Source organism: Novosphingobium sp. (assembly GCF_049240505.1).
In the GTDB taxonomy this organism is placed as follows: Bacteria; Pseudomonadota; Alphaproteobacteria; order Sphingomonadales; family Sphingomonadaceae; genus Novosphingobium.
In genome coordinates this window covers 1-23,577 of record NZ_JBMLSM010000238.1, presented here as the reverse complement: position 1 = coordinate 23,577, position 23,577 = coordinate 1, and the positions used below count along the sequence as shown (strand labels likewise).

The window sequence follows — 23,577 nt, the reverse complement described above, 5'->3', positions numbered from 1 at the left end:
GACGCACCATGAACGAGATCAGCTCGATCGGGAAAATGATCGGGATCATCGGAACGGGCGTGCCGTGCGGCACGAAAAGAGAGAAGAAGTGCAGACCATGCTTGGCAAAGCCGACGCCCAGCACGATCGCAAAGCTCATCACCGCCAGAACACCAGTGACGGTGAAGTGGCTGGTGGGTGTGAAGGGATGCAGACCAAACAGCGCCAGCGGCAGCAGGCCGAGCATGTTTGCGAACAGGATGAACCCGAACAACGAGAAGACATAAGGCAGGTACTTGCGTCCGGCCTTGCCAATGTTCGCCTGAAGCAGGCTGTCGACGAAGCCGGTCAGCCCTTCGACCGCCATCTGCCAGCGGCCCGGAACGAGCTGGCGCTTTGCACCGCCCGCAACGAAAGCCACGAGAACGACGGTGGTGATCGCCATCCACAACGCCGAATTGGTGAACGCGATGTTGTAACCACCGATAGCCCAGTTCTCGGTCCCGAACAGGGATTCGATGGTGAACTGGTGAACCGGATCGACCTTGCCTTCGGCCACGCGCAAAACCCCGTATCACTCGAATACAACAACAGCGCCCTATTCGGGGCGCCGGCTCGAAATTCGGATGATGTTGCGGAACGCCACGACGACGCCCATGAACAACATCACCAGCAACCCCCAGGGGCTTGTTCCGGCAAACTGGTCAATGACCCAGCCGATGAACGCGCCACCCACAAGACCCCCGATCAGTTCCGCCAGCACGCGGTTGCCCATGCGATAATTCGCATCGGTTTCACCGCCTGCCTTTGGCCGGTTGCGCTCCTCTTCACGCTCTCGAAGGGCTTTCAGCCGCTTGTCGAGCGCATCGATCCGCGCATCCTCACCGATAGGCTCCATCCCGGACGGTTCATCATTCATGCCAATTCCCCTGATCAGTTGCCCGACCGAAAGTGCAGCACAAACGACGGATGACCGCCGAGGGCGCGGTCCCCTTAGGCGGGGGGTATCCCTGAGTCAACCGTAACAGACCGTGGCTGATCCAAGGTATGAGTGCAAAAGCAAACGCCCTTCCGCGCAGATGCGAGGAAGGGCGCAAAAGCCAGCGTTTCCGGCCAGCGATTCGTATGCGCTTTTTGTCGCGAAGCGCGACAGTTGCGGCACCGGCCCGCGCCCCCCCCCCGCCCCCCCATGACGGTTAGATAGGGGGGGGGCGGGCGGGGGAGCGGGCCGGTGCCGCAAGCCAATGACGGATGTCAGTGGCGCATCAAATCAGAATCAAGGGCAACGCGAATCACGCAAGGGCGCACCCGCTCCGCGCGTCTGCCACGAACCATCAGGCGCCTGATACTTCTCGCCCGGCTTCGTCTGCGCAATCAGCAAGCAGCCAGACGTGAGCGCGTATTCCTCGACCGTTGCCTTGTTTGCCTGCGCCTTTTCGGCATAAACAGCCTTGCGCTTGATGTTGATGTCTTCAACCACGGCACGAAGCGCAGGCGCGGGCGGGGTAACGTAGCCGAGATAGCCGTCCATCTTCTCGCCCACCTGACCGGCGGCGCGGGCGGCGGAATAGGCGGGATCGCGGTTCTGCGCAGCAACGGGCGCGGTAACCACGCCAAGCATTAGGCCTGCTGCGGCCAGCATGGTCAGGCTCTTGCGCATTGAAACCTTGGTCATCGTTTCCATCCTCAAACCTTCCGGCCTCATCAAAAGATGTCCGGGTTGCTCTCGATCGTGGCGTTTGCATCCTGCGCGAGCCGATACACGACCTCCTGCTTGATGTTGATGTTCAGCTCGATCACGATCGGCTTGTCCGGTGCGTTCACCGAAATGCAACCGGTCGTTGCACCAATCATGGCCAAAGCCCCCATCAACGGCAGCGCGAGCAGGGCGCGACGCCTGTAGTGTGATCCGTTCCCCATGCTGTTTCTCGTCGCAGGGTTCGCGGATCGGGTCAATTCCGGGTTCCTCATGGCATTTTTCCGCTTTCTGCAGGCTGAATATCTGGCTTTGATCCGGGCAGGACGATGACGGGCGTGCCGCCAGCGCGCACACCGTTTCCGAAGCGCTGAAGCGCGCGGCCCTGCGCATCGACAAGGCCCAGCGTGCGCGGGTCTTTGACGAAGGCAGGATCATACATCGCCTTGAACGAGGTGATGAGCTGGTAGAATGGCGCGCGGATATTGACGTTGAACTGGATCGGCAGATTGGCGACCTGCTTTGTGATGAAGTTGCTTTTCGTGCCTACACCCTGTTTCACGCCGCCGAACTTCACGTTCGTCACGATTTCGCCCTCCAGATCGCCGCGCATGGCGATGGTCATCGTCTGGTAGTCGAGCGATTTGAGCGCATCGAAGGCGAAGTTGGCCATCGCGCCCATGTTCTCATAGGTCAGCGCACCGACATAGGAGACGTTGCCACCGGGCGCGCGGGAAACAAGCGTGCCTTCTTCAATCCGGCCGCCATTTGCATCGAACACCAGCGGGAACTGGCCATCGAACGTGCCGGTGGCGGCAAGGTTGCCCAGTTCCATCTTCTCGATGAACTTGGCCGCATCGATACCATTGACGGTGAGCGTGTAGCGCCGCGCTTCGGCTATACCAAGGCGCAGATCGGTGGGTTCGAGTATCAGAGTGCCACCGAGGAAAGGCCAACGCGCATCGTGGAGACGCAGCACCTGATCTGGCAGAAGCGTCAGATCGATCACGCCTTCGCTCACTTCGATGCCCGGGTTGATCGAAGCGACAGTGACCTTCTGGTGCGGTGCACTGACCATGCCGAGCAGATCGGTGAATTCGATCCGGCCTTTCAAGCCCTTGGCCGGGCCGAAAGCGGCGGCAAGATCCATATTGTCGGTGCCGAAATTGCCAGTGCTGGTAACGGCACGCTGGTTCCAGTCGATACGGCCGGTGCCGGTAACCTTGCCTTCGACATTGGCGACGACGCCCAACGCCAGCCGCGTGAGTTGCGCGGGCTGGAAGCCCTTGTCGAACACGAGGTTCGGCACGGACAGGTCAGCATGGCCAGTGCCTGTTGAAAGATCGTGCCGGATCACAGCAGAGCCAACTTCGCGCAGGGACTTTGCTTCACGCAGCAATGTGTTGGCGGTAATGCGATTATCGGCGAGCGTCAGCGTCGCGCCGTCGCTGCGCAGCATTTCAAACCGGGCCGGGTCGAGGCGATCGGTCAGATCGAAGCCTGCACCAGTGAGCGTGAGGGCGCCATTCGCAAAGCGCCATTGGCCCGACGCATTGGCAAGGTTGAGCGGAACAGCAGCGAGGCTGGCTTCGACGCCTGCGAAATTGCCAGTGAAGTCCTTGCCCAGCTTTGCATCGAGATCAGCAAGGCGGAAACGGGAAGCGGTTTCTGGAGGGCCAAGCGTGACTTCGACGGCCTTGGCGGCGAGCGCCCCGGGCCACGCAAAGCCAACCGCACCGGTCTTAACGCGGAGCGGCGTATCGGCAAGGCTTCCGGTGAGCTCAAGGCCCGGCGTTCCGGCTGCAAGACGCAGGCCAGCGCGCCCATTGCGGACGATGGCGGAACCGCCAGGCGGGCAAAGCACCAGCGTGTTGCCGTCAACCGCGACACTGCCGAGGACAAGGCGATCGAAGCGGGCATTGACGCAATGCTTCCATAACGCAAGATCACCCCGCGCGCCGTAGCTGCCGCTGACGGGCAGAACGAGGTTCTGCACTGAACCCCCGGGAATCGCGCCAGAAACCTGCGCACTGCCAGAAAAGCCGAGCGAACCATCCGGCACCTGCGCGATCATCATTTCAGGGATGGCGAGAGCGCCACCCTCTGCGCGCCACGGTGCCATCGCCAGGCGGAACAGGGCCTGCCCGGCGCGGCCACGTTCCATCCGCCCTGTGATGCGGGGAAGCCCTGCCCCGCCGGTGGTGATGTTCCCTGCAAGCAACGGTGCGCCGCCTTTGCTGCCACTGGCAAGCTGGAAGCGCGAGAGCGTGAGCAGCGCCTGCCCGCTACCGCCGGTCATTTGTGCCTGCGGGATCACCACCGAGAGCGCATCGCCATTGCGCCGCAGGGTGACTTCGCCCGTCAGGCGGCTACCGCGTTCCTCGCGCACAAGGCTGCGGCGCATCTGCGCCAGCATCGGTGCCAGCAGCGTACCACTGGCACTGCGCTGAGCGGCATCGAAAGCGCTGACGAGGGCTGCACCCTGCCTCAACCCCTCACCCTGCAATGCCCCCCGGAACTCCGCCCTGTCCAATCCATCGCGGGCACGGATGGCGCCGTCCACGCCAAGCAGGCCGAAGCGAACGCCATCGCTGGAAACGCCGCCGGCATTGGCCTGGATCCGCCCGGTCAGCGCCCCGTCACGCAAGGCAAGACGCGTGTCGAGTGCCAGCGATTGCGCCGACATGCCGGGAAACGCCAGCTTTTGTCCACGCAGGGCAACATTGCCGGTCAGTCCTGCAAAATCCTTGTCGGCAATCGCCTTAACCTGAGCGACGAGCGGCCCACTGCTGGCCCCGCCATCGCAGTTCAAACCCGCCATGCGAAGCGGACCTGAGAGCGAGGGGCGCGCCTCGCGGATCGCAACCTTGCCGAACAGGTCGATTTTCCCGGCACGGCAGCCGGAAACAGCAATATTTGGCGCCGTTGCCGCGAGCGTTCCAGCAAAGCCGTTCTGCAGCGCTCCCTGACCTTCAAGCGAAAGGCCGATCTTGCCATAGTCGGTGAGCATCAGACCGCGCCCGTCCTCAATCACGAGATCAAGCTTGGGCAGCGTGAAAGGTGTTTCATCTGCCTTTGGTGCAAAAAGCACTTTGTCGAGCGAGCCGAAGCTCAACTTTCCGTCCAGATACTGCCCGTAAACCCTTGGTCGGACTAACGTAACTCCGCCCACGACGGGCGTGCCCCAGCGATAGCGGATCGTGACCAGCACGCGCTCGACGGTCAGGTCTGGTCGCTTGGGATCACCCACCACCAGGTTTTTCAGCACCTGCTGGCCGGGACCGATGCTTTCGATCTCATAAGTGGCAGGCAGGCCATAAGCCTTAAGCTGGCTGAGGATGATTCGATCAGCCAGCCGTTCCTTCGAAAGCCACAGACCTCCCCCGGCCACGGCGACGACGGCAAGCACCGACATGCCTGCGCGCCGCCATTTGCGCGCAGGTTTTGGCGCAGGATCGACAGCGCCCTCGACTACGGGCGCGGCGCCGACTTCCGCCATTTCGAAACGATCTGCCATCTGCCCCCTTCTTGCGCACTCCCGCAGGTTGGGCAATGCACGGCGTTGAACGCACTGGCTCCGTTTCGGTGCCCGCGAGGAGTTGAATGGCCGACCAGACCCGACTCTTTCCTGAACAGACCGCCGCAAATGGCGGAAAATCGTCGTTCGATGGTGCAGACCCCAGCGGCCATCGCGCGCGGTTGCGCAAACGGCTGATGTCGGGCGGAGACGATGCTCTGGCTGATCACGAGGTGATCGAATACCTGCTGATGGTGGCGCGCCCGCGCATAGACACCAAACCGATTGCCCGATCGCTGGTGCAACGGTTCGGCAGTCTGGCAGGCGTGTTGAATGCCGATCCGCAAGCGCTGGCGCTGCATCCCAACATGGGCGAAACGAGCGCGGCGGCGCTGCACATCGTGGCACTGGCGGCACGACGCCTTGCGCGGACTACGGTGCGCGAACAGCCAGTTCTATCAAACTGGCAGGCGCTGCTGGATTACCTGCACATCGACATGGCGCACCTGAATGTGGAACGGGTGCGCGTGCTCTATCTCAATTCGCAGAACTTGCTCATCCTTGATCATCTGGTGGGCGACGGGACGCTGGATGAAAGTCCGATCTACACACGCGAAGTGATCAAGAAGGGGCTGGACGTGGGGGCGGCCGCGATGATCCTTGTCCACAACCATCCGTCAGGATCTCCGCAACCGAGTCGGGCAGACATTCAGGTCACGCAGAAGATCATGGAAGCGGCCCGACTGATGGGCATGACGGTGCACGATCACATAATTATTGGCCGTGAAGGGCACACATCGCTGAAAGCCAAAGGCCTGATCTAAAGTTATAAATTGCATTTCCCAAAGCATGTCGACCGCACTGACAAAAAGCGGGGCATTGCCAAACTGACGTTCAGGAACCATTGCTATCGAAGGACAATCAGGGGCCGGGGTCAGTTTTGCGACATCGCAGCGAAATCGAAGGATTGCGCGCGCTCGCAGTTGTTCCGGTCGTTTTATTCCACGCATGGGTTCCGGGATTTCGCGGGGGCTTTGCGGGGGTAGACGTATTCTTCGTTATCACCGGCTACCTGATCACCCGCTCAATTCTGGAAAATATCGCGCAACGCACGTTCACGCTGCGCGAATTCTACGAGCGCCGTGCAAGGCGAATTCTTCCCGCACTGTTTCCCATGCTCCTGACCAGCATAACGTTGGCGTGGGCATTGATGACCCCACCGGACTTTCGCAAGTTTGCGCAAGCGACCGTAGCAAGCACCATGTTCGTGGCGAACATGCTGTTCGCCCGCAAAACCGGCTATTTCGACGATGACGAAGGCTACGGTCCTTTGCTGCACTTGTGGACGCTTTCTGTGGAAGAGCAGTTCTACATCGTATTTCCGCTGCTGGTGCTGGCGCTCGTAAAGCTCCGCAGCAGCGCTCCAGCGCAGTCTGGCCGGTTGATGCTTGTGACATTCAGCCTGTTGGCAACCGCATCATTTGCGGCAGGGCTGTTTTTGCGGACGAACGATCCGGCACTGGCCTTTTTCGTGCTACCAACGCGGGCCTGGGAATTGCTGGTCGGAGCAGTCTGCGCGGTTCTGCCTGCGGCACGCGAACGCGGATGGGGTGCGCTTGCAGGCGTGGCAATGATTCTGGCGGGCTATGTAGTTTGCGATCCTTCCGCAATACCGGGATCGGCACTGCTGTTACCGGTAATCGGTACGGCGCTGGTGCTGCGCTATGCCGCACCGGAAAACCTTGTGGGCAAGCTGCTCGGCATTGCACCGTTAACTGCGATCGGCGCAGCATCCTATGGCATCTATCTGTGGCACAATCCGCTACTGGGTATGCTGGATTATGTGTGGCTGGGCGAGCCTCCATCGTGGATCGTGGGTGCAACGATCATGCTGGCAGTGCTGCTCGGCTTCGCTTCGCTCTATCTGATCGAGCGTCCCGTGCGAAATCGGAGTGTGCTGGGTAGACCGGTGGCCCTCATAACAGGATGCGGCGCACTGCTGACTTTGGTGCTGTTGCCCGGGCTGGCCGGGCACTGGCGCAAGCTGGAGCCGCGCAGTGCGCCTGTGAGTGCCGAATTGGGCAATCACGCCCCCCCGAAAGAGCGCGTGTGGCAAATCATTCCACCGGGCAACGCTCCATTGCGCTATATTGTCTATGGCGACAGCTTTGCGCGGCAGTACTTTCCGGCGCTGACCGAACATTATGGCGAAGGTGCTCTGCTAACTTCGCCCGGCTGCCTCGGCCTGCCGGGACTGACCAACTTTCGCGACCGTTCCGACGCGGCGCGGGACTGCGCCAGCCGCCCCGATCGGCTCGCCCGGCTCGTCCGGGACCGAAACATCAAGACGGTCATCTGGGCGCAGCGTTGGGAACGCGAGATGTTCGATACGGCCACGCTGCAAAGCGTGGGCAGATCATCGGGAACCGGTTGGACCACAGTAGCACAAGGTATCGAAAGGGTGCGGACTGCCCTGCCCCCGGACACACGCCTGATCATCATCGCCAACGCACCAACCGCAGCCGCGGCGGGTGATGCGATGGAAGGTGGCTACCTGCGGTGCCTAGCCTACATTAACGTCGTCTGCCCGACTTCCTATCGAATTGATCGTGCGGAAGGCCATCGCATCAACCCCTTGCTTGCTGCAAAAGCTTCGCGCCTGCCTGGCACCCTCTATTTCGATCCGGCGCAAGTGCTGTGCGATGCCAAGGGGTGCGCGCTGATGCGGCAAGGCAAAGCGGTCTATCACGACTGGACCCACCTGACCGAATGGAGCGCGCAAGCTGTGATCAGGCGCTTCGCGGAGGAAAATCCCGTGCTGTGATGGCAACGTGATCAAGGCTCGAAACGTCTTGCCCCTTGCCATCATGCGCCCCCTTCCCTAGCGGCCCCGGCATAAGCCACGCGCACGAACTGCATCGGAGTCGAACATGGTCCCCCGTTATGCCCGCCCCGCGATGACCGCGATCTGGGAACCCGAAGCCCGCTACCGCATCTGGTTCGAGATCGAAGCCCACGCCACCGAGAAGCTGGGCGAACTGGGCGTAGTGCCGCCAAGCGGCGCAAAAGCATTGTGGGACTGGTGGGCAACCAATCCCGCCATCGACGTGGCCGCCATCGACGCAATCGAAGCGGTGACCAAGCATGACGTGATCGCGTTCCTTGATTGGGTAGCGCAGCAGGTCGGTCCCGAAGCGCGTTTCATGCACCAGGGCATGACCAGTTCGGACGTGCTCGACACGACGCTGAGTGTGCAGCTTGCACGCGCGTCGGACCTGTTGCTGGCCGATCTTGATGCGCTGCTGGAAGCAATCAAGCGTCGCGCTTTCGAACATAAGTACACGCCTACCATCGGCCGCAGCCACGGCATTCACGCCGAACCGACCACATTCGGCAAGAAGCTCGCCGAAGCCTATGCCGAATTCACCCGCTGCAAGGCGCGCCTTGTTGCCGCACGCGCGGAAGTGGCGACTTGCGCGATTTCCGGCGCGGTAGGCACGTTTGCAAACATCGATCCTTCGGTCGAAGAATATGTGGCCGACAAGCTGGGGCTGGCGGTTGAGCCGGTATCGACGCAGGTCATCCCGCGCGATCGCCATGCGATGTTCTTTGCAACGCTGGGCGTGATCGCCAGCAGCATCGAACGCCTTGCCGTGGAAGTGCGCCATCTGCAGCGCACCGAAGTTCTGGAAGCGGAAGAATACTTCTCGCCTGGCCAGAAGGGCTCGTCAGCCATGCCGCACAAGCGCAACCCGGTGCTGACCGAGAACCTTACCGGCCTTGCCCGCATGGTTCGCTCTGCCCTGACGCCGGCCCTGGAAAACGTTGCGCTTTGGCATGAGCGCGATATTTCCCACTCTTCGGTCGAACGCTTCATCGGGCCTGATGCAACGATCACGCTCGACTTTGCGCTGGCGCGTTTGACCTCGGTGGTCGACAAGCTGGTCATCTATCCCGAGCGGATGCAGAAGAACCTCGACAAGATGGGTGGCCTTGTCCACTCGCAGCGCGTGCTGCTGGCACTGACGCAGGCCGGGCTTGAGCGCGATACGGCGTACCGTCTGGTGCAGCGGAATGCGATGAAGGTGTGGGAATCGGACGGCCAGTTGAACCTGATGGAACTGCTCAAGGCAGACGAGGAAGTGGCTGCCGCGCTGACGGTTGAGCAGATCGAGGACAAGTTCAACCTCGACTACCACTTCAAAGCCATCGACACGATCTTTGCGCGGGTGTTTGGCGAGGCCTGATCCACACGGCTTGCGCCCCCGCGCAGGCGGGGGACTCGCCAAGCGGGCCAACCTGCCTTAAGCATCGCGGCAAGGGCGGGTGGCTCACGAAGCGAAAGGCACGGCAATGCTGCGCACGATTTTCTGGGTTCTCGTGATTGCCGTGCTGGCAGCTTTCACGGCGGCCAACTGGCAACCGGTCGAAGTGCGAATCTGGGAGGGGCTGCTGCTCGAAACGCGGCTGCCTGCGTTGGTCATTCTGGCGTTCCTGCTGGGACTGGTTCCAACCTGGCTGCTTTATCGCGCCACGCGCTGGCGACTGCTGCGGCGGATCGCCAATCTTGAAACGCAACTGACCGTCAAAACCGCGCCATCGCTGACCTCCACCAACCTCGAAACCGCACAAGCAGCCGAAACCAAGAGCGAGACCCCGTGAGCAACCCGATCTACCTTGCCCTCGACCTGCCGCGCCTCGACGCCGCGATTGCCCTTGCCCACAAAGTAAAGGGCCATGTCGGCGGCTTGAAGCTGGGGCTGGAATTCTTTTGCGCGCACGGACACCACGGCGTGCATGAAGTGGCCAAGGTCGGCCTGCCGATTTTCCTCGACCTCAAACTGCACGACATTCCGAACACGGTGGCGGGCGCGATGCAATCCATCCATGTGCTGGAACCGGCCATCGTAACGGTTCACGCATCAGGCGGTCGTGCGATGATGGAAGATGCCAAGGCTGCTGCGGGCGAGCATTGCAAGGTTGTGGCCGTCACCGTCCTCACCAGCCTCGACGATGCCGACATGGCCACGATGGGCGTAGGCGGTTCGGCCCACAATCAGGCCCTGCGCCTGGCAGATCTGGCGCAGGAAGCCGGGCTGGATGGTATCGTCTGTTCGGGACACGAAGTCGGCGCAATTCACAAGCGGTGGAAGAACGGCTACTTCGTGGTGCCGGGCCTGCGCCCTGCCGATGGAAAGCTGGGTGACCAGAAGCGTTCTGTCACCCCCCGCGCCGCGCGCGATGCCGGGGCCAGCGTCCTCGTCATCGGTCGCCCGATCAGCCGCGCGGAAGACCCGGTGGCTGCAGCGCGCGCTATCGAAGGCACGCTCTGATCCGATGATCCACTTCAGGCTTGCCGAAGCTGGCGATGTGCCTGCGCTGCGTGCCTTGGTAGAAAGCGCCTATCGCGGAGAAAGCGCGAAACGGGGCTGGACGCACGAGGCCGATCTGCTGGACGATGAGCGCACCAGCGATGCTGAAATCGCAGATGCCATTGCTGACAAGAACGCGCGCGTCCTGCTTGCCCGGATTGACCGCGATCTGGCAGGCACAGTTACGATCCGCAACCTTGGCTCTGGTCGTGCCTACCTCGGTATGCTTTGCGTCGATCCAGCCCTGCAGGCCTCCGGGCTTGGCCGCGCGCTTATTGCGGATGCAGAGGATATGGCGGTCGAAGCGTTCGACGCAGACGTCATGGAAATGACCGTGATCGACGCGCGGACCGATCTTATCGCGTATTATGAGCGGCGCGGCTATATGCGAACGGGCGAAATGCGCCCCTTTCCCTATGGTGATGGCAATCGTTATCGCATGGTCGTGCTGGAACGAAGGCTGCGCTGAACGGTTCATCGCCCCGTAACGTCGCTGCGCGCAGATCGGCGGCATTGCCCATAACAGGGACACTTACGGGAGATACCTCCACATGAAGCGCATGTTTCTTTTCGCCGCCGCCGCTGCGGCGCTTGTTCCTCTTGCAGCACAGGCACAGGTCATGTCGAATAGCCCGGTCGTCAGCGCTGGAAACACGCTGCTGAGCATTGCCGCAGAAGGCAAATCGGCCCGCACCCCGGACCTTGCCGTGTTCACCGCAGGAGTCACCACGCAGGGCAAGACGGCGGGCGAAGCGCTGGGCGAGAACGCACAGCGCATGACGTCGGTCATCGCAGCGCTGCGCAAGACAGGCATTGCGGAACGCGATATCCAGACAAGCAACCTTTCGGTCAATCCGGTCTATGGCCAGCCCAAACGCCTGCCCGATGGCTCCTATGAACAGCAGGACCCGGTGATCATCGGCTATCAGGCCAGCAATCAGGTTTCGGTCCGTCAGCGCAAACTCGACCAGTATGGCAAGGTGATCGACACGCTGGTTGCGGCAGGCGCCAATCAGGTGAATGGGCCGGCCTTCCAGATCGATTCGCCCGATGGCGCGCTGGATGAAGCGCGAATCGAAGCGATGAAGAAGGCGCGGGCGCGGGCGGACCTCTATGCCAAGGCTGCAGGCCTGCGGGTGGTGCGTATTCTTTCGATCAGTGAAAACGCCGGGTGGGCACCGCCGCAGCCGCCGGTCCTGTTTGCACGAGCCGAAATGGCCTCTGCGCCCAAGGCGTCCCCAGTTGCTGCGGGCGAACTGGAAATGACGGTGACGGTCAACGTCAGCTACGAATTGGCGCCGTGAGGCTGAATTGACAGGTGCGGCGCGTGTCTTCTAACGCGCCGCCCATGCCCGGACCGATGATCAAGATCTGCGGAGTGACTACGCGCGACGCGCTCGACGCAACGATTCATGCGCAGGCGACGCACGTAGGGTTCAATTTCTTCCCGCCCTCGCCCCGTTTTCTGAAGCTGGATTATGCACCGGCACTGGCAGAGCAGGCGGGAGGCAGGCTTACACGGGTCGGTGTGTTTGTGGACGCGGACGATGCCTTCATGGCCGACGCCGTTGCGGCAGCACGCCTCGATGCGATCCAACTTCACGGCAAGGAAGATCCGGCGCGCGTGGCAGCATTGCGCGCACGCTTTGGCAAACCTGTGTGGAAGGTGATTTCCGTTGCTGGGCCAAGCGATGTGGCCAAGGCAGACGCCTATGCCACCGCCGCCGATTTCCTGCTGTTCGATGCCAAGACACCCAAGGGTGCCGCTCTTCCCGGTGGACTGGGGCTGGCTTTCGACTGGACGCTGCTTCGGTCCTACAACGGACCGCTTGGCTGGGGCCTTGCGGGCGGACTTTCGCCGGAAAACGTAGCAGAAGCTGTGCGCGGCACGGGTGCTGCCCTGATCGATGTATCCTCTGGCGTGGAAAGCGCGCCGGGCGTTAAGGATGCCGACCGTATCCGCACGTTCTGCTTCAACGCCCGCAACGCCTGAATCAAAACGGAAACGGGCGGCCTCCCGAAGGAGACCGCCCGTCCATAAGTTCCAATCGTGTCTGGAGACGCGATAGATCAGAACTTCACGCCGAGACCAACCACAGCCGCGTCGTTGTCGGTGAACAGCGCGTTGTCGTTGAAGAAGTGGCGATATTCGGCCTTCGCGTAGAACTTGCCGAACGAGTGCTGGTAGCCAGCGCCGAGCGACCATGCGCCTTCGCAGCCGTCGCAGTTTTCGGTGTTGTAGCCGCCGATGCCATAGAGCTTGCCAGCTTCGCCGATCTTCGCACCAGCGCGTGCTGCAAAGCCGAAGGTAACCTTGGTGCCATCGGTCAGCAGCTTGTCAGCCGAAACTTCGCCACCGGCAAATGCGGTTTCACCGAGGTCGAAATCGTAGCCAGCGGCCACACCAGCGATTTCTTCGCTGTCGGTGCTGTTCCACACGATGCCACCGCGTGCTTCGACGCGCGCTTCGTTGGCAAGAGCCGGGGTAGCCGCAACGAGCGAAGCGGCGAGCGAGATAAGAACCAGACGCATATTATTGTACTCCTGACTTTTTGGCCCCTTCTTTGCGAAGTAGGCAGGGGTCAGGTAGGTTCGGCCTTAGCCTGTGACAATGACGAAAATCACTACAGAAGCACATCAATGCGAAATTGTGACATAGCTGCAACATTAGCCAAACTAACAAATTCGACAAAATCCGATTTTTATTTGGCCATTATTATAACGCAAAAAGGCGACCCCTTTCGGAGCCGCCTTCACGACGTTGCCAGACCGCCCTAGACTGAGCGAGATTGCCGCAAGATGAACGGTGCGTGCAGCTTTCCGCAATGCAGCATCCGCCCCCTGCCCCAAAGGCTGGCGCTTTGCAAATCTGGACAAGCGCCGCGCCCTCTGCCAAGCGCCGGGGCATGAACGCGCAGACTCCCAACAGCTTCCGCAACCAGCCCGACGATCGCGGCCATTTTGGCCAGTTCGGCGGTCGCTATGTTGCCGAAACGCTGATGCCGCTGATCCTCGATCTGGAAGCCGAATACCGCAAGGCCAAGGCTGACCCCGCGTTTCAGGCAGAGTTCGACGATCTGCTGGAGCATTATGTCGGCCGTCCAAGCCCACTCTATTTCGCACCCCGGCTGACCGAAGAACTGGGCGGCGCGCAGGTCTGGTTCAAGCGCGACGAACTGAACCACACCGGCGCCCACAAGATCAACAACTGCATAGGCCAGATTCTGCTCGCCATGCGCATGGGCAAGACGCGGATCATCGCGGAAACCGGCGCGGGGCAGCACGGCGTCGCCACCGCCACAGTCTGCGCGCGCTTCGGCCTGCCCTGCGTGATCTTCATGGGCGCAACCGACGTTGAACGGCAGAAGCCCAACGTGTTCCGCATGAAGCTGCTGGGCGCGGAAGTCGTGCCCGTCACGGCAGGCGCGGGCACGCTGAAGGATGCAATGAACGAGGCGCTGCGCGATTGGGTGGCGAATGTGCACAACACGTTCTACATCATCGGCACCGCTGCCGGGCCGCACCCCTACCCCGAACTGGTCCGTGATTTCCAGAGCGTGATCGGCAAGGAAGCCCGCGCGCAGATGCTTTCGCGCATCGGTCGCCTGCCGGACCTGCTGGTCGCGGCCATCGGCGGCGGCAGCAATGCCATCGGTCTGTTCCACCCATTTCTCGACGATGAATCGGTCAGGATGCTCGGCGTTGAAGCGGCAGGGCATGGACTGGACAAGGAACACGCCGCATCCCTCGCAGGCGGACGCCCCGGCATCCTCCACGGCAACAAGACCTACCTGCTGCAGGACGATGACGGCCAGATTCTCGAAGGCCACTCGATCAGCGCAGGCCTCGATTATCCCGGCATCGGACCTGAGCATTCATGGCTCAAGGAAATAGGCCGCGTGGACTATACCTCGGTGACCGACAAGGAAGCCTTGGACGGCTTCCAACTGCTCTGCCGCACCGAAGGCATCATCCCCGCGCTCGAACCTGCCCACGCCATCGCAGCGGTCAAGAAGGTCGCGCCGACGATGGGCAAAGACCAGATCATCCTCGCCAACCTCTGCGGTCGCGGCGACAAGGACATCTTTTCCGTGGCGGAGCATCTGGGGGTATCGTTGTGAGCCGTTTGTCCAACGCCTTCGCCAAGGGCCGCCCCGCCCTCGTCACGTTCGTCACCGGTGGCGATCCCACGCCTGACGCTACCGCTTCCGTTCTGGACGCGCTCGTCGAAGGGGGTGCGGATGTGATCGAATTGGGGATGCCGTTCACCGATCCGATGGCTGATGGCCCCGCGATCCAGTTGGCCAACCTGCGTTCGCTGGGTGCGGGTACCACCACCGCTGCTATTTTCAGCATCGCCGCCGCATTCCGCTCACGCCATCCCGAAGTACCGCTGGTGCTGATGGGTTATGCCAATCCGATGACCATTCGCGGCGCGGACTGGTTCGCCGCCGAATGCGTGAAGGCGGGCGTCGATGGCGTAATCTGCGTGGACATTCCGCCGGAGGAAGACCCTGAACTTGGCCCCGCGCTGCGCGAAGCGGGCGTTTCGCTGATCCGCCTCGCCACGCCGACGACAGACCATGCGCGGTTGCCTGCCGTGCTCGAAGGCTCTTCGGGCTTCCTCTATTACGTGTCGGTCGCGGGCATCACCGGGATGCAACAGGCCGCGCAAGCCTCGATCGACGAGGCGGTGGCGCGAATCAAGGCTTCGGCCACTATCCCCGTCGCGGTAGGCTTCGGCGTGCGCACGCCCGAACAGGCGGCCTCCATCGCCCGGGTGGCCGATGGTGTCGTCGTGGGATCGGCATTGGTCGATCTCGTCGCAAAGCATGGTGCGGATGCCGCCGGGCCGGTGAAGGAGCTCACCGCCGCGCTCGCCGCTGCCGTCCACTCTGCCCGCAAGGAAATCGCATGAGCTGGCTGAATAAGGTCCGCAACGCCCTCCCCTTCACGCCGAAGCGGGACACCCCGGACAACCTGTGGATCAAGTGCCCTTCGTGCAGCGAAATGCTGTTCACCAAGGAGTACGAAGACAACCTCTCGGTCTGCCCGCATTGCGATCATCACGGCCGCATCGGCGCCGACGCGCGGCTCGACCAGTTGCTCGACGCGGGCTACGAACTGCTTCCCGCACCCAAGGTCAAGGAAGACCCGCTCAAGTTCCGCGACAGCAAGAAGTATGTCGACCGGATCAAGGCCGCCCGCGCTGCCAACCCGCACCCCGACGCCCTGACCAACGCCTTCGGCAGGATCGAAGGGCAAAAAGCCGTCGTCGGCGTGCAGGAATTCGCCTTCATGGGCGGATCGATGGGTATGGCCGTGGGCAATGCCTTCGTTGCCGGTTGCGAACGTGCCGTGCGTGAAAAGTGCCCCTACATCGCCGTGACTGCTGCTGGCGGCGCGCGTATGCAAGAAGGCATTCTCAGCCTGATGCAGATGCCGCGCTCGACGGTGGCAATCGCCCGCCTGCGCGCGGCAGGGCTGCCCTATATCGTGGTGCTGACCGATCCCACCACCGGTGGCGTTACCGCCAGCTATGCCATGTTGGGCGATGTCCAGATTGCCGAACCCGGCGCGCTTATCGGTTTTGCCGGACAGCGCGTGATTCAGGATACGATCCGCGAAAAGCTGCCTGAAGGCTTCCAGCGGGCCGAATACCTTCACGCGCACGGCATGGTGGATATGGTCACGCATCGCCGCGATCTCAAAGGTACGTTGGCGCAGCTGATCGACTATCTGATGGCGGCAAAGGCGGCGGCGTAAAGCCCCGCCACAAACGCCTGACTGCGGCGGTCCCCTTCCCCATTTGGGCTTCGCCAAAACGGGGAGGATACAGCAAAATTCCTCCCCGTTTTCACGAAGTGCAAATGGGGAGGTGGCATTGGCAAAGCCAATGACGGAGGGGTTGGTTGAAGGACTTCGCGATCTCGGAAAGCCCGGCGGTGCAGGCCCAGCTTGACCGTTTGGGCGCGCTGTCGCTGCCATCGGGCCGCCTTGGCCTCGATACCGTGCGTGAACTTTGCGCGCGGTTGGGCAACCCGCAAGATCGACTGCCACCCGTTTTCCATGTAGCGGGGACGAACGGCAAAGGCTCGACCTGCACTTACCTGCGCTACATTCTGGAAGCGCAGGGCCTCACGGTCCACTCCGCCACAAAACCGCATTTGGTGCGGTATAATGAGCGCATCCGCATTTCGGGAAAGCTGATCGAGGATGATCTTCTCGCGGCACTGCTCAAGGAAGTGCTCGACGCTGGTGAAGGGCTTGAGCCAAGCTTCTTCGAGGTGACGACCGTCGCCACGTTCCTCGCCTATGCACGCACTCCGGCAGATGCCTGCGTGATCGAAACGGGGCTTGGCGGCAGGCTCGATGCGACCAACGTCATGCCCACGGCTGCGGTCTGCGGCATCGCGACACTGGGGCTTGATCATGAAGCCTTCCTGCTGGCCCCCGAAGAAGACGTACCGACTGATCCACTGGCGCGAATTGCCTTCGAGAAAGCCTGTATCGCAAAACCGGGCGTGCCGCTGGTAACGATGGCCTATCCGCCGGTGGCGGCTGATTCAGTGGCGGAAACCGCTGCGCGTATCGGCGCGCCGCTAAACATGCGCCAGCAGGATTGGGACGCCCATATCGCGGATGCCATCCATTATAGCGATACAGCGGGCGAACTGACGCTTCCCCTTCCTGCGCTGCCGGGTGAGCATCAGGCCGAGAATGCTGCGCTGGCCGTGGCGATGATCCGGCATCAGTCTGCGCTGGCGATATCTCCAGACGCGATGCGCAAGGGAATCGTTGCAGCGCGCTGGCCTGCGCGGTTGCAGCGGCTTGGCGCTGGACCGCTCACGGAACTGGCAGGCAACCGGACCGTATGGCTGGATGGCGGACACAATCCTGACGCAGGCCGCGCCATCGCGCGGCATCTGGCATCGCAACCGCCCGTGCACCTGATCATGGGTATGCTTGCCAACAAAGATCCTTCGGCGATCCTTGCGCCACTGGCGGACCGCGCCCTGTCGATCTCGGTCGTCCCCGCACCGGGGCATGACGCGCACCGCCCGGAAGACTTCGCGCCTTTCACCACGCTGCCAGTGCACAGTTTCGGCACCGTGCCGGAAGCGCTGGCTGCACTGCCGACCGAAGGTGACGTGCTGATCGCCGGCTCGCTCTATCTGGCGGGCGAAGTCCTTCGGCTGAACGAGGAAGTGCCGGATTGATCAGGCGAAAGGATCAGCGTCCGGCTTATCCTCGCCCGCAGTTCCCATCGCCGCATCAACCAGACCGCTGCGCCCCATCCACCAGAATAGCGCTACGCCCGGCAAGGCCAGTACGGTGGTGAGCAGATAGAAGTTCACATAGCCCATGCTTTCGATCAGTCCGCCCGCCGTGGTCCCGGTGGCGAAACGTCCTACCACGCTGGCGCTGGCTGAAATCAACGCATATTGTGCGGCGGTATACCGCAGGTCGCACAGCGCCGAGAAATAGGCGACGACGACAACCCCGCCAAAGCCTGAAGCCATATTCTCGAATCCGATCGCGCCTGCCATGCCAAGGTTCGAATGGCCCGCCGCCGCCAGCGCGGCGAATGACAGGTTCGAAATGGCCATCAGGACCAGCGCCAGCAGCACCGAGCGCTTGAGGCCCATTCGCGTATACGCCACGCCCCCGATGAAAATGCCGATCAGGTAGGCCCAGAAACCAACGCCCACGTCCCAGATCGCAATTTCGTCGTTGGTGAAGCCAAGATCGTTGAAGAGCAGGCGAAAAGTGAGGTTTGCCAGAGTATCGCCAACCTTGTGGACAAGGATGAACAGCAGGACCAGCCACGCGCCATTGCGGCGGAAGAATTCACCGAACGGGCCGATGATCGAGGCGACAACTTCGCCCACGCCCTTCTTGCCCACCGGATCGCGATGGCGTGCGGGTTCGCCCAGCACAAGTGCGGTGAGCATGGCAGGAACCGCAAACAAGGCACAGAAAAGGTAGGCGGATGTCCAGCCATACCGGGCCGACACCACCAGCGCCAATGCCCCCGCGCCCGCCGATCCGATGCGCCAGCCATACTGGCTCATGCCTGATCCAGTGCCGAGCTGATACGGCTTCAACGTTTCGATGCGATAGGCGTCGATCACAATGTCGAACGTTGCCCCGGCCACGCCGACCAGTACGGCCGCCAGCACCGTTGCTCCGATATCCGCCGCAGGATCGACCAGAGCCAGATTGGCAACCGCCGCCATGACGAGCGAGCCAGCCAGCAGCATCCATGAAACGCGCTGTCCCAGTCGCCCCAGCAGCGGCAGGTGCACGCCGTCCACCAACCAGGCCCAGAACACCTTGAGATTGTAGACAAGGAAAGCGAGCGTGAAGGCCGTTACCGTCTTCTTGTCGATACCATCCTGCGCCAGTCGCGTCGTCAGCGTTGCGCCGATCATCGCATAGGGAAAGCCCGACGACATGCCGAGGAAGAACGCCGCGAGCGATTCCTTCTCGAGATAGGGGCGCACCGAATCCATCAAACCACGCGGGCTGGAGGTGTCTGCGCTCATAGACCCGAAAGCTCCCTTGTCACGACGCGCCAGACTAGCGGCCTTTTCGCCAGCGGCTAGGGGTGACGGATTGCGCGTTTGCGCGTAAGGGCGGCGAATGACTTTTCCCCCAAGAAACGGCGGCGACCGCCCAAAACGGTTCAGCCCCCGGACGACAACCCCTGACAAGAAGCCGTTCTCCATGCGCAGCGGTGCGCCGCGCACGTCACAACCCGTGGTGCCCGCCAAGCGCGCGCTGGCCGAGGATGGTTCCGAGCGCGAGGGTGACCGCATCGCCAAGCTGTTGGCCCGCGCGGGAATCGCCAGCCGACGCGAGGTTGAGCGGATGATCGAGGAAGGCCGCGTAAAAATCGGGGACGAAGTGGTCACCACTCCGGCAACGCTGCTCAAGAACCTCAAGGGCGTCAGCGTCGATGGCAAGATGGTCGGCCCGATTGCGGCCCCGCGTCTGTTCCGCTTCCACAAGCCTGCAGGCCTGATCACGGCTGAGCGCGACCCTACCGGACGCCCGACAATCTACACCGCGCTGCGCAACGCGATGCCCAAGGACGCCCCGCGCGTCATGCCGGTGGGCCGCCTCGACGTGAACACCGAGGGGCTGTTGCTGATGACCAACGATGGCGAACTGAAGCGAGCGCTGGAACTGCCTTCCACCGGCATTCCGCGCACCTATCGCGCCCGCACGTTTGGCGACATCAGCCAGGCCCGGCTCGAAGAACTGATCGAGGGCATCGAGATCGACGGCGTGCGCTATGGCCCGATCAACGCCAATCTCGAACGCAGCGCCAATCGCAACAAGTGGATCGAACTGACGCTGACCGAAGGCAAGAACCGCGAGGTGCGCCGCGTGCTGGAACATCTCGGGCTGGAAGTTTCGCGCCTGTTGCGCACCAGCTATGGCCCGTTCGAACTGGCCGACCTTCAGCGCGGATCGGTCGAAGAGATCCCGCAAGTCATGGTTGAGCGGTTTCGCAAGACGTTGAAGACGGCCTGAGGATCAAACGATGAGGATAATTGCCGGAGAATGGCGTGGGCGCCCCTTGCGTGCGCCTGAAGGCGATACCACGCGCCCCACTGCTGATCGCACGCGCGAAACCCTGTTCTCGATGCTGGCCAGCCGCCTTGGCAGCTTTGAAGGATTGGCCGTTGCCGATCTTTTCGCCGGATCGGGCGCGCTGGGCCTTGAAGCCCTGTCGCGCGGCGCAGCCTCTGCAGTATTCGTGGAGCAGGACGCTGGCGCAGTGCGCAGCATCCGCGCCAACATCGCCGCCTTGCGCTGCGCTCCGCAATGCGACGTGCGCGCAGGTTCGGTGCTGTCGCTCGGCCCGATCAAGCAGCCACTCGACCTTGTGATGCTGGACCCGCCCTACAAGACCGGCGCGGGTGCCGTGGCGATCGACCGGCTCGTGCGGCTTGGCTGGATTGGCGAAGCGACGTGGATCAGCCTTGAAACGGCAGCAGGTGAAATACCGGACGTGCGCAGATGCACCGTCGACGCCGAACGCAAGGTCGGCAAGGCCTTGCTCACGCTGATGCGGCTCAAGGCATAGTTGCGGAAGGCGTGGCTGGCAGGCGGGGAGCAAGCAGCACCCCTGCCAGCGTCATTGCGCCAGCCAGCGTAAGGAACAGGCCGACATAGGCCGTGCCCCCCACGCCAGCGAGCCAGGCAGCGGCGAACGGGGCCAGCGCGCCGCCGATGATGCCACCCATGTTGAACGCCACAGAGATGCCGGTGTAACGCACAGAAACGGGGTATAACGTCGGCAACCACGCACCGAGCGGCCCGTAAGCTAGACCCATGACAAACAGCGCAGCGGCTAGCGTCATGAACACCACCGGAAGCGAAGCCGATCCAAGCCCCACCCCGAACACCAGCCCGACGATCACCGTCAGCGCTGCGCCGGTGCCAAGAACCACCTTGACCGAAGCCTTGTCCGCCCAATAGCCGGCGACCACGATGCCCAAGGCGAGAAACGTGTTCGCGCCAAGCTGCACCGCAAGGAACTCCTGCTTGGCATAACCCAGCTTGGTGGTGGCAAACGACAGTGCGAAAGTCGTCGCCAGATAGAAAATCGCAAAACAGGCCACGACCCCGCCGATACCTGCCACCACCGCGCCCGTGTGATTGCGAAACAGCACGCCGACCGGCACTGGGGGCGGCGGCGCTTTCTCCAGCGCTTCGCGGAACGCGGGCGTCTCGCCAATCTTCAACCGCACCCACAGGCCAAGGCCGACCAGCAGCGCACTTGCCAGAAACGGCACGCGCCAGCCCCAGCTTGCGAAATCAGCCTCGGAAAGCGACCGACCGAGCAGCAGAAACAGGCCGTTGGCGAAAAGGAAGCCTAAAGGCGCGCCAAGTTGTGGTGCGCTGCCAAAGCGCGCTTCCCAGCCCTTGGGCGCATTTTCCACTGCCAGGAGTGACGCACCGCCCCACTCTCCACCCAGGCCGAAACCTTGCCCGAAACGGAGCAGGCATAACAAGGCGGGGGCAATCCATCCGGCCATCGCGTAAGTTGGCAGGAACGCAATCAAAAGCGTAGATCCACCCATCAGCATCAGCGAAGCGACCAGCGTGGACTTCCGCCCGATGCGATCTCCAAAGTGCCCGAATGCGATGGCACCCACTGGCCGCGCAAAGAAAGCGAGGCCGAAGGTCATGAACGCCAGCAAGGTTTGCGCGGTTTCGGACTCGCTCGGAAAGAACAGTGGCCCGATCACCAGCGCCGCGGCGGTGGCATAAATGTAGAAATCGTAGAATTCCACTGCCGTCCCGACCAGACTGGCGGTGAGGACTCGCGCGTGTCGCTTCAAGGGATGCAAGGCTCTGTTCTCCCGCCAACTTCACCACCCGCTTCTTTGATAAAGCGCGTTTCCAAAGCTGGCGAGTGAGGCCGATAAAGCGCACCGGAGCCAACAGCAAGCGTATCACGAATTTGCCTCAGACACGAAAAGGGCGCGACAGGAATGCCGCGCCCTTTCCATCGCCCTGCCGTTGGTTAAACGCCGCCGCGATTCCGGCAGCTGTCTTGTACGGTCTTGCTGCAAATTGGATATTCTTTGGCTGCTGCGCTTGGGGCAGCATTGCTTGCCATCATAGTGCCGACCGTGTCCGATGCCGGCGCGTTACCCGTGGCGGTGGCCGCAGCCCCTGCATCAGCGGTCATTGCGTCCTTTGGTGCTTCTACCGCGCGGTTCTCAGCCATGCTGCTTGGCGCTGGTTGTGCGCCGTTTGCCGGAGGCATTGTCGCTGCCGATGCGGATTGTCCGTTCACCTGCGCGATGATCGAAGGCCACACCTGCGTCCGCTGATCTGGCGTCATCGCATAGACCTGACCTTTCTGTTCGTCGGTCAGTGCCCACCAGCCCTTCTGCTGCTCTGCATCAAGCGTCCAGAAGTACTCCTGATAGGTTGAAGGCCAAGCTGCATACTTCGTTTTCTGTTCTGCGGGCCAAGCGTCGATCTGCGCCTGTTGATCGGCCGCGGGCGCAAATGGTGCTGCTTCAACCGGCGCAGTCGTGTCCTGCGGCGCGGCGGGCGCGGTCGAATCTGGCATGGTGCTGGTCGCAGGCGGTGTGGTCGTTGTTGCCGTCTGCGCCACAATCAGCGCAGGCGTGGAAGCAAGAGCAAGCGACATGGCGCTCGCAGCAAGAAGATATCGCATGTTAAGCTCCTATGATCGGTCAACTGAGCCATTCGGCATCAAATCGAATTTCGAAGCTTTCAACCGTCAACCAGTTCCCCCAGATGCGACAGGCAGTCTGATCTCGTGCGACGAGCCGAGTAATTATCGAGAATTTAACCAGAGCGTGCGACTTCGGAAAAAATCGGGAAACAGGGGCTGATATGACCGATCTCCTTCGCAATGTATTGATGGGCCTTGGCTGCCTTTCGCTTCTCTGGATCAGTTCGTGCGCGATCATGGGTGCAACCACCGTCGCGGTTGTCGGCAGCGCCGCCAACAAGGTGGGTGAGAAGTACGACAAGGAAGAATTGAAGTGGCACAACGAGGCCGACAACAAGGCTGCAGCCTACCACGAACATTCCGATTATCAGGCTGACTATTACGAGAATTACGAGGACTGATAGTGGCGGCGCGCCCTTGCCGCGCCCGCCAATGTTCTCTAACCGTTCCTGAGTGTCCCAAATTGCGAATCAAGATCAGAGCTGGCTGGATGGCCTGAACCCGCCGCAGCGCGAGGCGGTGATCACCACCGAAGGGCCGGTGCTGATGCTGGCAGGCGCGGGCACCGGAAAGACCGCTGCCCTAACCGCCCGCCTCGCCAATCTGCTACGTCAGCGTCTGGCATGGCCAAGCGAAATTCTCTGCGTCACCTTCACCAACAAGGCGGCGCGCGAGATGCGCGAGCGGGTGGGCAACCTGATCGGCCCGGCGGTCGAAGGGATGCCCTGGCTCGGCACGTTCCATTCCATCGCCGCCAAGATGCTGCGCCGCCATGCCGAAC

Annotated in this window: 25 protein-coding genes; 16 read left to right on the top strand and 9 right to left on the bottom strand. The window is 62.0% G+C overall.

The features are described from left to right. From atpB to ACOVQ0_RS20230, 5 genes are all read right to left on the bottom strand, one after another. A partial coding sequence (atpB, locus tag ACOVQ0_RS20250) for a F0F1 ATP synthase subunit A (RefSeq protein ID WP_421888774.1) occupies positions 1-538 on the bottom strand: 538 nt, incomplete at its 3' end. Positions 539-577: 39 nt separating this feature from the next. Beyond that, positions 578-898, bottom strand: coding sequence for an AtpZ/AtpI family protein (locus tag ACOVQ0_RS20245; RefSeq protein WP_168853285.1), 321 nt, complete (start codon positions 896-898; stop codon positions 578-580). A 357-nt stretch (positions 899-1,255) separates the two neighbouring features. Further along, a complete protein-coding gene (locus ACOVQ0_RS20240; protein ID WP_421888772.1) occupies positions 1,256-1,663 on the bottom strand; it encodes a YdbL family protein in 408 nt (135 codons plus the stop codon). A 20-nt stretch (positions 1,664-1,683) separates the two neighbouring features. After that, on the bottom strand, positions 1,684-1,950 hold the full coding sequence (locus tag ACOVQ0_RS20235; RefSeq protein WP_421888770.1) for a YnbE family lipoprotein: 267 nt from the start codon (positions 1,948-1,950) through the stop codon (positions 1,684-1,686). Next, entirely contained in the window at positions 1,947-5,192 is a 3,246-nt protein-coding gene (locus tag ACOVQ0_RS20230; RefSeq protein ID WP_421888768.1) for a YdbH domain-containing protein, read from the bottom strand. Before ACOVQ0_RS20230 ends, ACOVQ0_RS20235 begins: the two co-directional genes overlap by 4 nt. Before the next feature lie 86 nt (positions 5,193-5,278). Here ACOVQ0_RS20230 and radC point away from each other — a divergent pair, with 86 nt between their 5' ends. From radC to ACOVQ0_RS20190, 8 genes are all read left to right on the top strand, one after another. Beyond that, the gene (gene radC, locus ACOVQ0_RS20225; protein ID WP_421888766.1) at positions 5,279-6,016 is read left to right on the top strand and encodes a RadC family protein; all 738 of its coding nucleotides are present in this window, start codon (positions 5,279-5,281) and stop codon (positions 6,014-6,016) included. 116 nt (positions 6,017-6,132) lie between these two features. Continuing rightward, positions 6,133-8,016 (top strand): acyltransferase family protein, encoded by a 1,884-nt coding sequence (locus ACOVQ0_RS20220; RefSeq protein ID WP_421888764.1) that lies wholly within the window; start codon positions 6,133-6,135, stop codon positions 8,014-8,016. Between the two features lie 106 nt (positions 8,017-8,122). Beyond that, positions 8,123-9,439, top strand: a complete 1,317-nt coding sequence (purB, locus tag ACOVQ0_RS20215; RefSeq protein ID WP_421888762.1) for an adenylosuccinate lyase — start codon at positions 8,123-8,125, stop codon at positions 9,437-9,439. Positions 9,440-9,545: 106 nt separating this feature from the next. Continuing rightward, on the top strand, positions 9,546-9,854 hold the full coding sequence (locus ACOVQ0_RS20210) for a lipopolysaccharide assembly protein LapA domain-containing protein (RefSeq protein ID WP_421888760.1): 309 nt from the start codon (positions 9,546-9,548) through the stop codon (positions 9,852-9,854). Next, complete coding sequence (gene pyrF / locus ACOVQ0_RS20205) at positions 9,851-10,525, top strand: orotidine-5'-phosphate decarboxylase (protein ID WP_421888758.1); 675 nt, start codon at positions 9,851-9,853, stop codon at positions 10,523-10,525. The genes ACOVQ0_RS20210 and pyrF overlap by 4 nt, the downstream gene beginning before the upstream one ends. 4 nt (positions 10,526-10,529) lie before the next feature. Beyond that, a complete protein-coding gene (locus ACOVQ0_RS20200) occupies positions 10,530-11,033 on the top strand; it encodes a GNAT family N-acetyltransferase (RefSeq protein WP_421888756.1) in 504 nt (167 codons plus the stop codon). Positions 11,034-11,115: 82 nt separating this feature from the next. Further along, entirely contained in the window at positions 11,116-11,868 is a 753-nt protein-coding gene (locus ACOVQ0_RS20195; protein ID WP_421888754.1) for an SIMPL domain-containing protein, read from the top strand. Between the two features lie 44 nt (positions 11,869-11,912). Then, the gene (locus ACOVQ0_RS20190; protein WP_421888752.1) at positions 11,913-12,557 is read left to right on the top strand and encodes a phosphoribosylanthranilate isomerase; all 645 of its coding nucleotides are present in this window, start codon (positions 11,913-11,915) and stop codon (positions 12,555-12,557) included. Between the two features lie 77 nt (positions 12,558-12,634). On the opposite strand, the gene ACOVQ0_RS20185 is transcribed toward ACOVQ0_RS20190, so the two are convergent. Continuing rightward, positions 12,635-13,096: an outer membrane protein gene (locus tag ACOVQ0_RS20185; RefSeq protein WP_421888750.1), complete on the bottom strand. Its 462-nt coding sequence runs from the start codon at positions 13,094-13,096 to the stop codon at positions 12,635-12,637. 374 nt (positions 13,097-13,470) lie between these two features. Between ACOVQ0_RS20185 and trpB the strand changes: the two genes are divergently transcribed. The 4 genes from trpB (at position 13,471) to ACOVQ0_RS20165 (ending at position 17,784) form a co-directional block, all read left to right on the top strand. Then, a complete protein-coding gene (trpB, locus tag ACOVQ0_RS20180) occupies positions 13,471-14,685 on the top strand; it encodes a tryptophan synthase subunit beta (protein WP_168853273.1) in 1,215 nt (404 codons plus the stop codon). Next, the gene (trpA, locus tag ACOVQ0_RS20175) at positions 14,682-15,482 is read left to right on the top strand and encodes a tryptophan synthase subunit alpha (protein WP_421888747.1); all 801 of its coding nucleotides are present in this window, start codon (positions 14,682-14,684) and stop codon (positions 15,480-15,482) included. Before trpB ends, trpA begins: the two co-directional genes overlap by 4 nt. Further along, on the top strand, positions 15,479-16,330 hold the full coding sequence (gene accD / locus ACOVQ0_RS20170) for an acetyl-CoA carboxylase, carboxyltransferase subunit beta (RefSeq protein WP_421888745.1): 852 nt from the start codon (positions 15,479-15,481) through the stop codon (positions 16,328-16,330). Before trpA ends, accD begins: the two co-directional genes overlap by 4 nt. A gap of 146 nt (positions 16,331-16,476) precedes the next feature. Next, positions 16,477-17,784 carry a bifunctional folylpolyglutamate synthase/dihydrofolate synthase gene (locus tag ACOVQ0_RS20165; protein ID WP_421888743.1) on the top strand — a complete coding sequence of 436 codons (1,308 nt, stop codon included), beginning with the start codon at positions 16,477-16,479 and terminating at the stop codon, positions 17,782-17,784. Here the strand turns inward: ACOVQ0_RS20165 and ACOVQ0_RS20160 are convergent, their stop codons facing one another. Next, positions 17,785-19,113 (bottom strand): AmpG family muropeptide MFS transporter, encoded by a 1,329-nt coding sequence (locus ACOVQ0_RS20160; protein WP_421888741.1) that lies wholly within the window; start codon positions 19,111-19,113, stop codon positions 17,785-17,787. Positions 19,114-19,210: 97 nt separating this feature from the next. On the opposite strand from ACOVQ0_RS20160, the gene ACOVQ0_RS20155 reads away from it, so the two are divergent. Then, entirely contained in the window at positions 19,211-20,107 is an 897-nt protein-coding gene (locus ACOVQ0_RS20155) for a pseudouridine synthase (protein ID WP_421888739.1), read from the top strand. 10 nt (positions 20,108-20,117) lie between these two features. Then, positions 20,118-20,663 (top strand): 16S rRNA (guanine(966)-N(2))-methyltransferase RsmD, encoded by a 546-nt coding sequence (rsmD, locus tag ACOVQ0_RS20150; RefSeq protein WP_421888737.1) that lies wholly within the window; start codon positions 20,118-20,120, stop codon positions 20,661-20,663. Here rsmD and ACOVQ0_RS20145 read toward each other — a convergent pair. Both ACOVQ0_RS20145 and ACOVQ0_RS20140 read right to left on the bottom strand, forming a co-directional pair. Continuing rightward, the gene (locus ACOVQ0_RS20145) at positions 20,653-21,933 is read right to left on the bottom strand and encodes an MFS transporter (protein ID WP_421888735.1); all 1,281 of its coding nucleotides are present in this window, start codon (positions 21,931-21,933) and stop codon (positions 20,653-20,655) included. The genes rsmD and ACOVQ0_RS20145 overlap by 11 nt on opposite strands. A gap of 176 nt (positions 21,934-22,109) precedes the next feature. Continuing rightward, complete coding sequence (locus ACOVQ0_RS20140; protein WP_421888733.1) at positions 22,110-22,775, bottom strand: hypothetical protein; 666 nt, start codon at positions 22,773-22,775, stop codon at positions 22,110-22,112. A gap of 182 nt (positions 22,776-22,957) precedes the next feature. On the opposite strand from ACOVQ0_RS20140, the gene ACOVQ0_RS20135 reads away from it, so the two are divergent. Both ACOVQ0_RS20135 and ACOVQ0_RS20130 read left to right on the top strand, forming a co-directional pair. Then, positions 22,958-23,197 (top strand): hypothetical protein, encoded by a 240-nt coding sequence (locus tag ACOVQ0_RS20135; RefSeq protein WP_421888731.1) that lies wholly within the window; start codon positions 22,958-22,960, stop codon positions 23,195-23,197. Between the two features lie 52 nt (positions 23,198-23,249). Further along, a partial coding sequence (locus ACOVQ0_RS20130; RefSeq protein WP_421888729.1) for a UvrD-helicase domain-containing protein occupies positions 23,250-23,577 on the top strand: 328 nt, incomplete at its 3' end.

What these genes read in the sequence shown, in the direction of transcription:
- ACOVQ0_RS20245 (WP_168853285.1), bottom strand. Translation starts at nt 898, where the DNA reads ATGAATGATGAACCGTCCGGGATGGAGCCTATCGGTGAGGATGCGCGG.
- ACOVQ0_RS20190 (WP_421888752.1), top strand. Translation starts at nt 11,913, where the DNA reads ATGCCCGGACCGATGATCAAGATCTGCGGAGTGACTACGCGCGACGCG.
- ACOVQ0_RS20230 (WP_421888768.1), bottom strand. Translation starts at nt 5,192, where the DNA reads ATGGCAGATCGTTTCGAAATGGCGGAAGTCGGCGCCGCGCCCGTAGTC.
- ACOVQ0_RS20155 (WP_421888739.1), top strand. Translation starts at nt 19,211, where the DNA reads ATGACTTTTCCCCCAAGAAACGGCGGCGACCGCCCAAAACGGTTCAGC.
- ACOVQ0_RS20235 (WP_421888770.1), bottom strand. Translation starts at nt 1,950, where the DNA reads ATGAGGAACCCGGAATTGACCCGATCCGCGAACCCTGCGACGAGAAAC.
- radC (WP_421888766.1), top strand. Translation starts at nt 5,279, where the DNA reads ATGGCCGACCAGACCCGACTCTTTCCTGAACAGACCGCCGCAAATGGC.
- ACOVQ0_RS20135 (WP_421888731.1), top strand. Translation starts at nt 22,958, where the DNA reads ATGACCGATCTCCTTCGCAATGTATTGATGGGCCTTGGCTGCCTTTCG.
- ACOVQ0_RS20140 (WP_421888733.1), bottom strand. Translation starts at nt 22,775, where the DNA reads ATGCGATATCTTCTTGCTGCGAGCGCCATGTCGCTTGCTCTTGCTTCC.
- ACOVQ0_RS20185 (WP_421888750.1), bottom strand. Translation starts at nt 13,096, where the DNA reads ATGCGTCTGGTTCTTATCTCGCTCGCCGCTTCGCTCGTTGCGGCTACC.
- ACOVQ0_RS20200 (WP_421888756.1), top strand. Translation starts at nt 10,530, where the DNA reads ATGATCCACTTCAGGCTTGCCGAAGCTGGCGATGTGCCTGCGCTGCGT.
- trpB (WP_168853273.1), top strand. Translation starts at nt 13,471, where the DNA reads ATGAACGCGCAGACTCCCAACAGCTTCCGCAACCAGCCCGACGATCGC.
- ACOVQ0_RS20195 (WP_421888754.1), top strand. Translation starts at nt 11,116, where the DNA reads ATGAAGCGCATGTTTCTTTTCGCCGCCGCCGCTGCGGCGCTTGTTCCT.
- ACOVQ0_RS20240 (WP_421888772.1), bottom strand. Translation starts at nt 1,663, where the DNA reads ATGGAAACGATGACCAAGGTTTCAATGCGCAAGAGCCTGACCATGCTG.
- ACOVQ0_RS20210 (WP_421888760.1), top strand. Translation starts at nt 9,546, where the DNA reads ATGCTGCGCACGATTTTCTGGGTTCTCGTGATTGCCGTGCTGGCAGCT.
- rsmD (WP_421888737.1), top strand. Translation starts at nt 20,118, where the DNA reads ATGAGGATAATTGCCGGAGAATGGCGTGGGCGCCCCTTGCGTGCGCCT.
- ACOVQ0_RS20160 (WP_421888741.1), bottom strand. Translation starts at nt 19,113, where the DNA reads ATGAGCGCAGACACCTCCAGCCCGCGTGGTTTGATGGATTCGGTGCGC.
- purB (WP_421888762.1), top strand. Translation starts at nt 8,123, where the DNA reads ATGGTCCCCCGTTATGCCCGCCCCGCGATGACCGCGATCTGGGAACCC.
- accD (WP_421888745.1), top strand. Translation starts at nt 15,479, where the DNA reads ATGAGCTGGCTGAATAAGGTCCGCAACGCCCTCCCCTTCACGCCGAAG.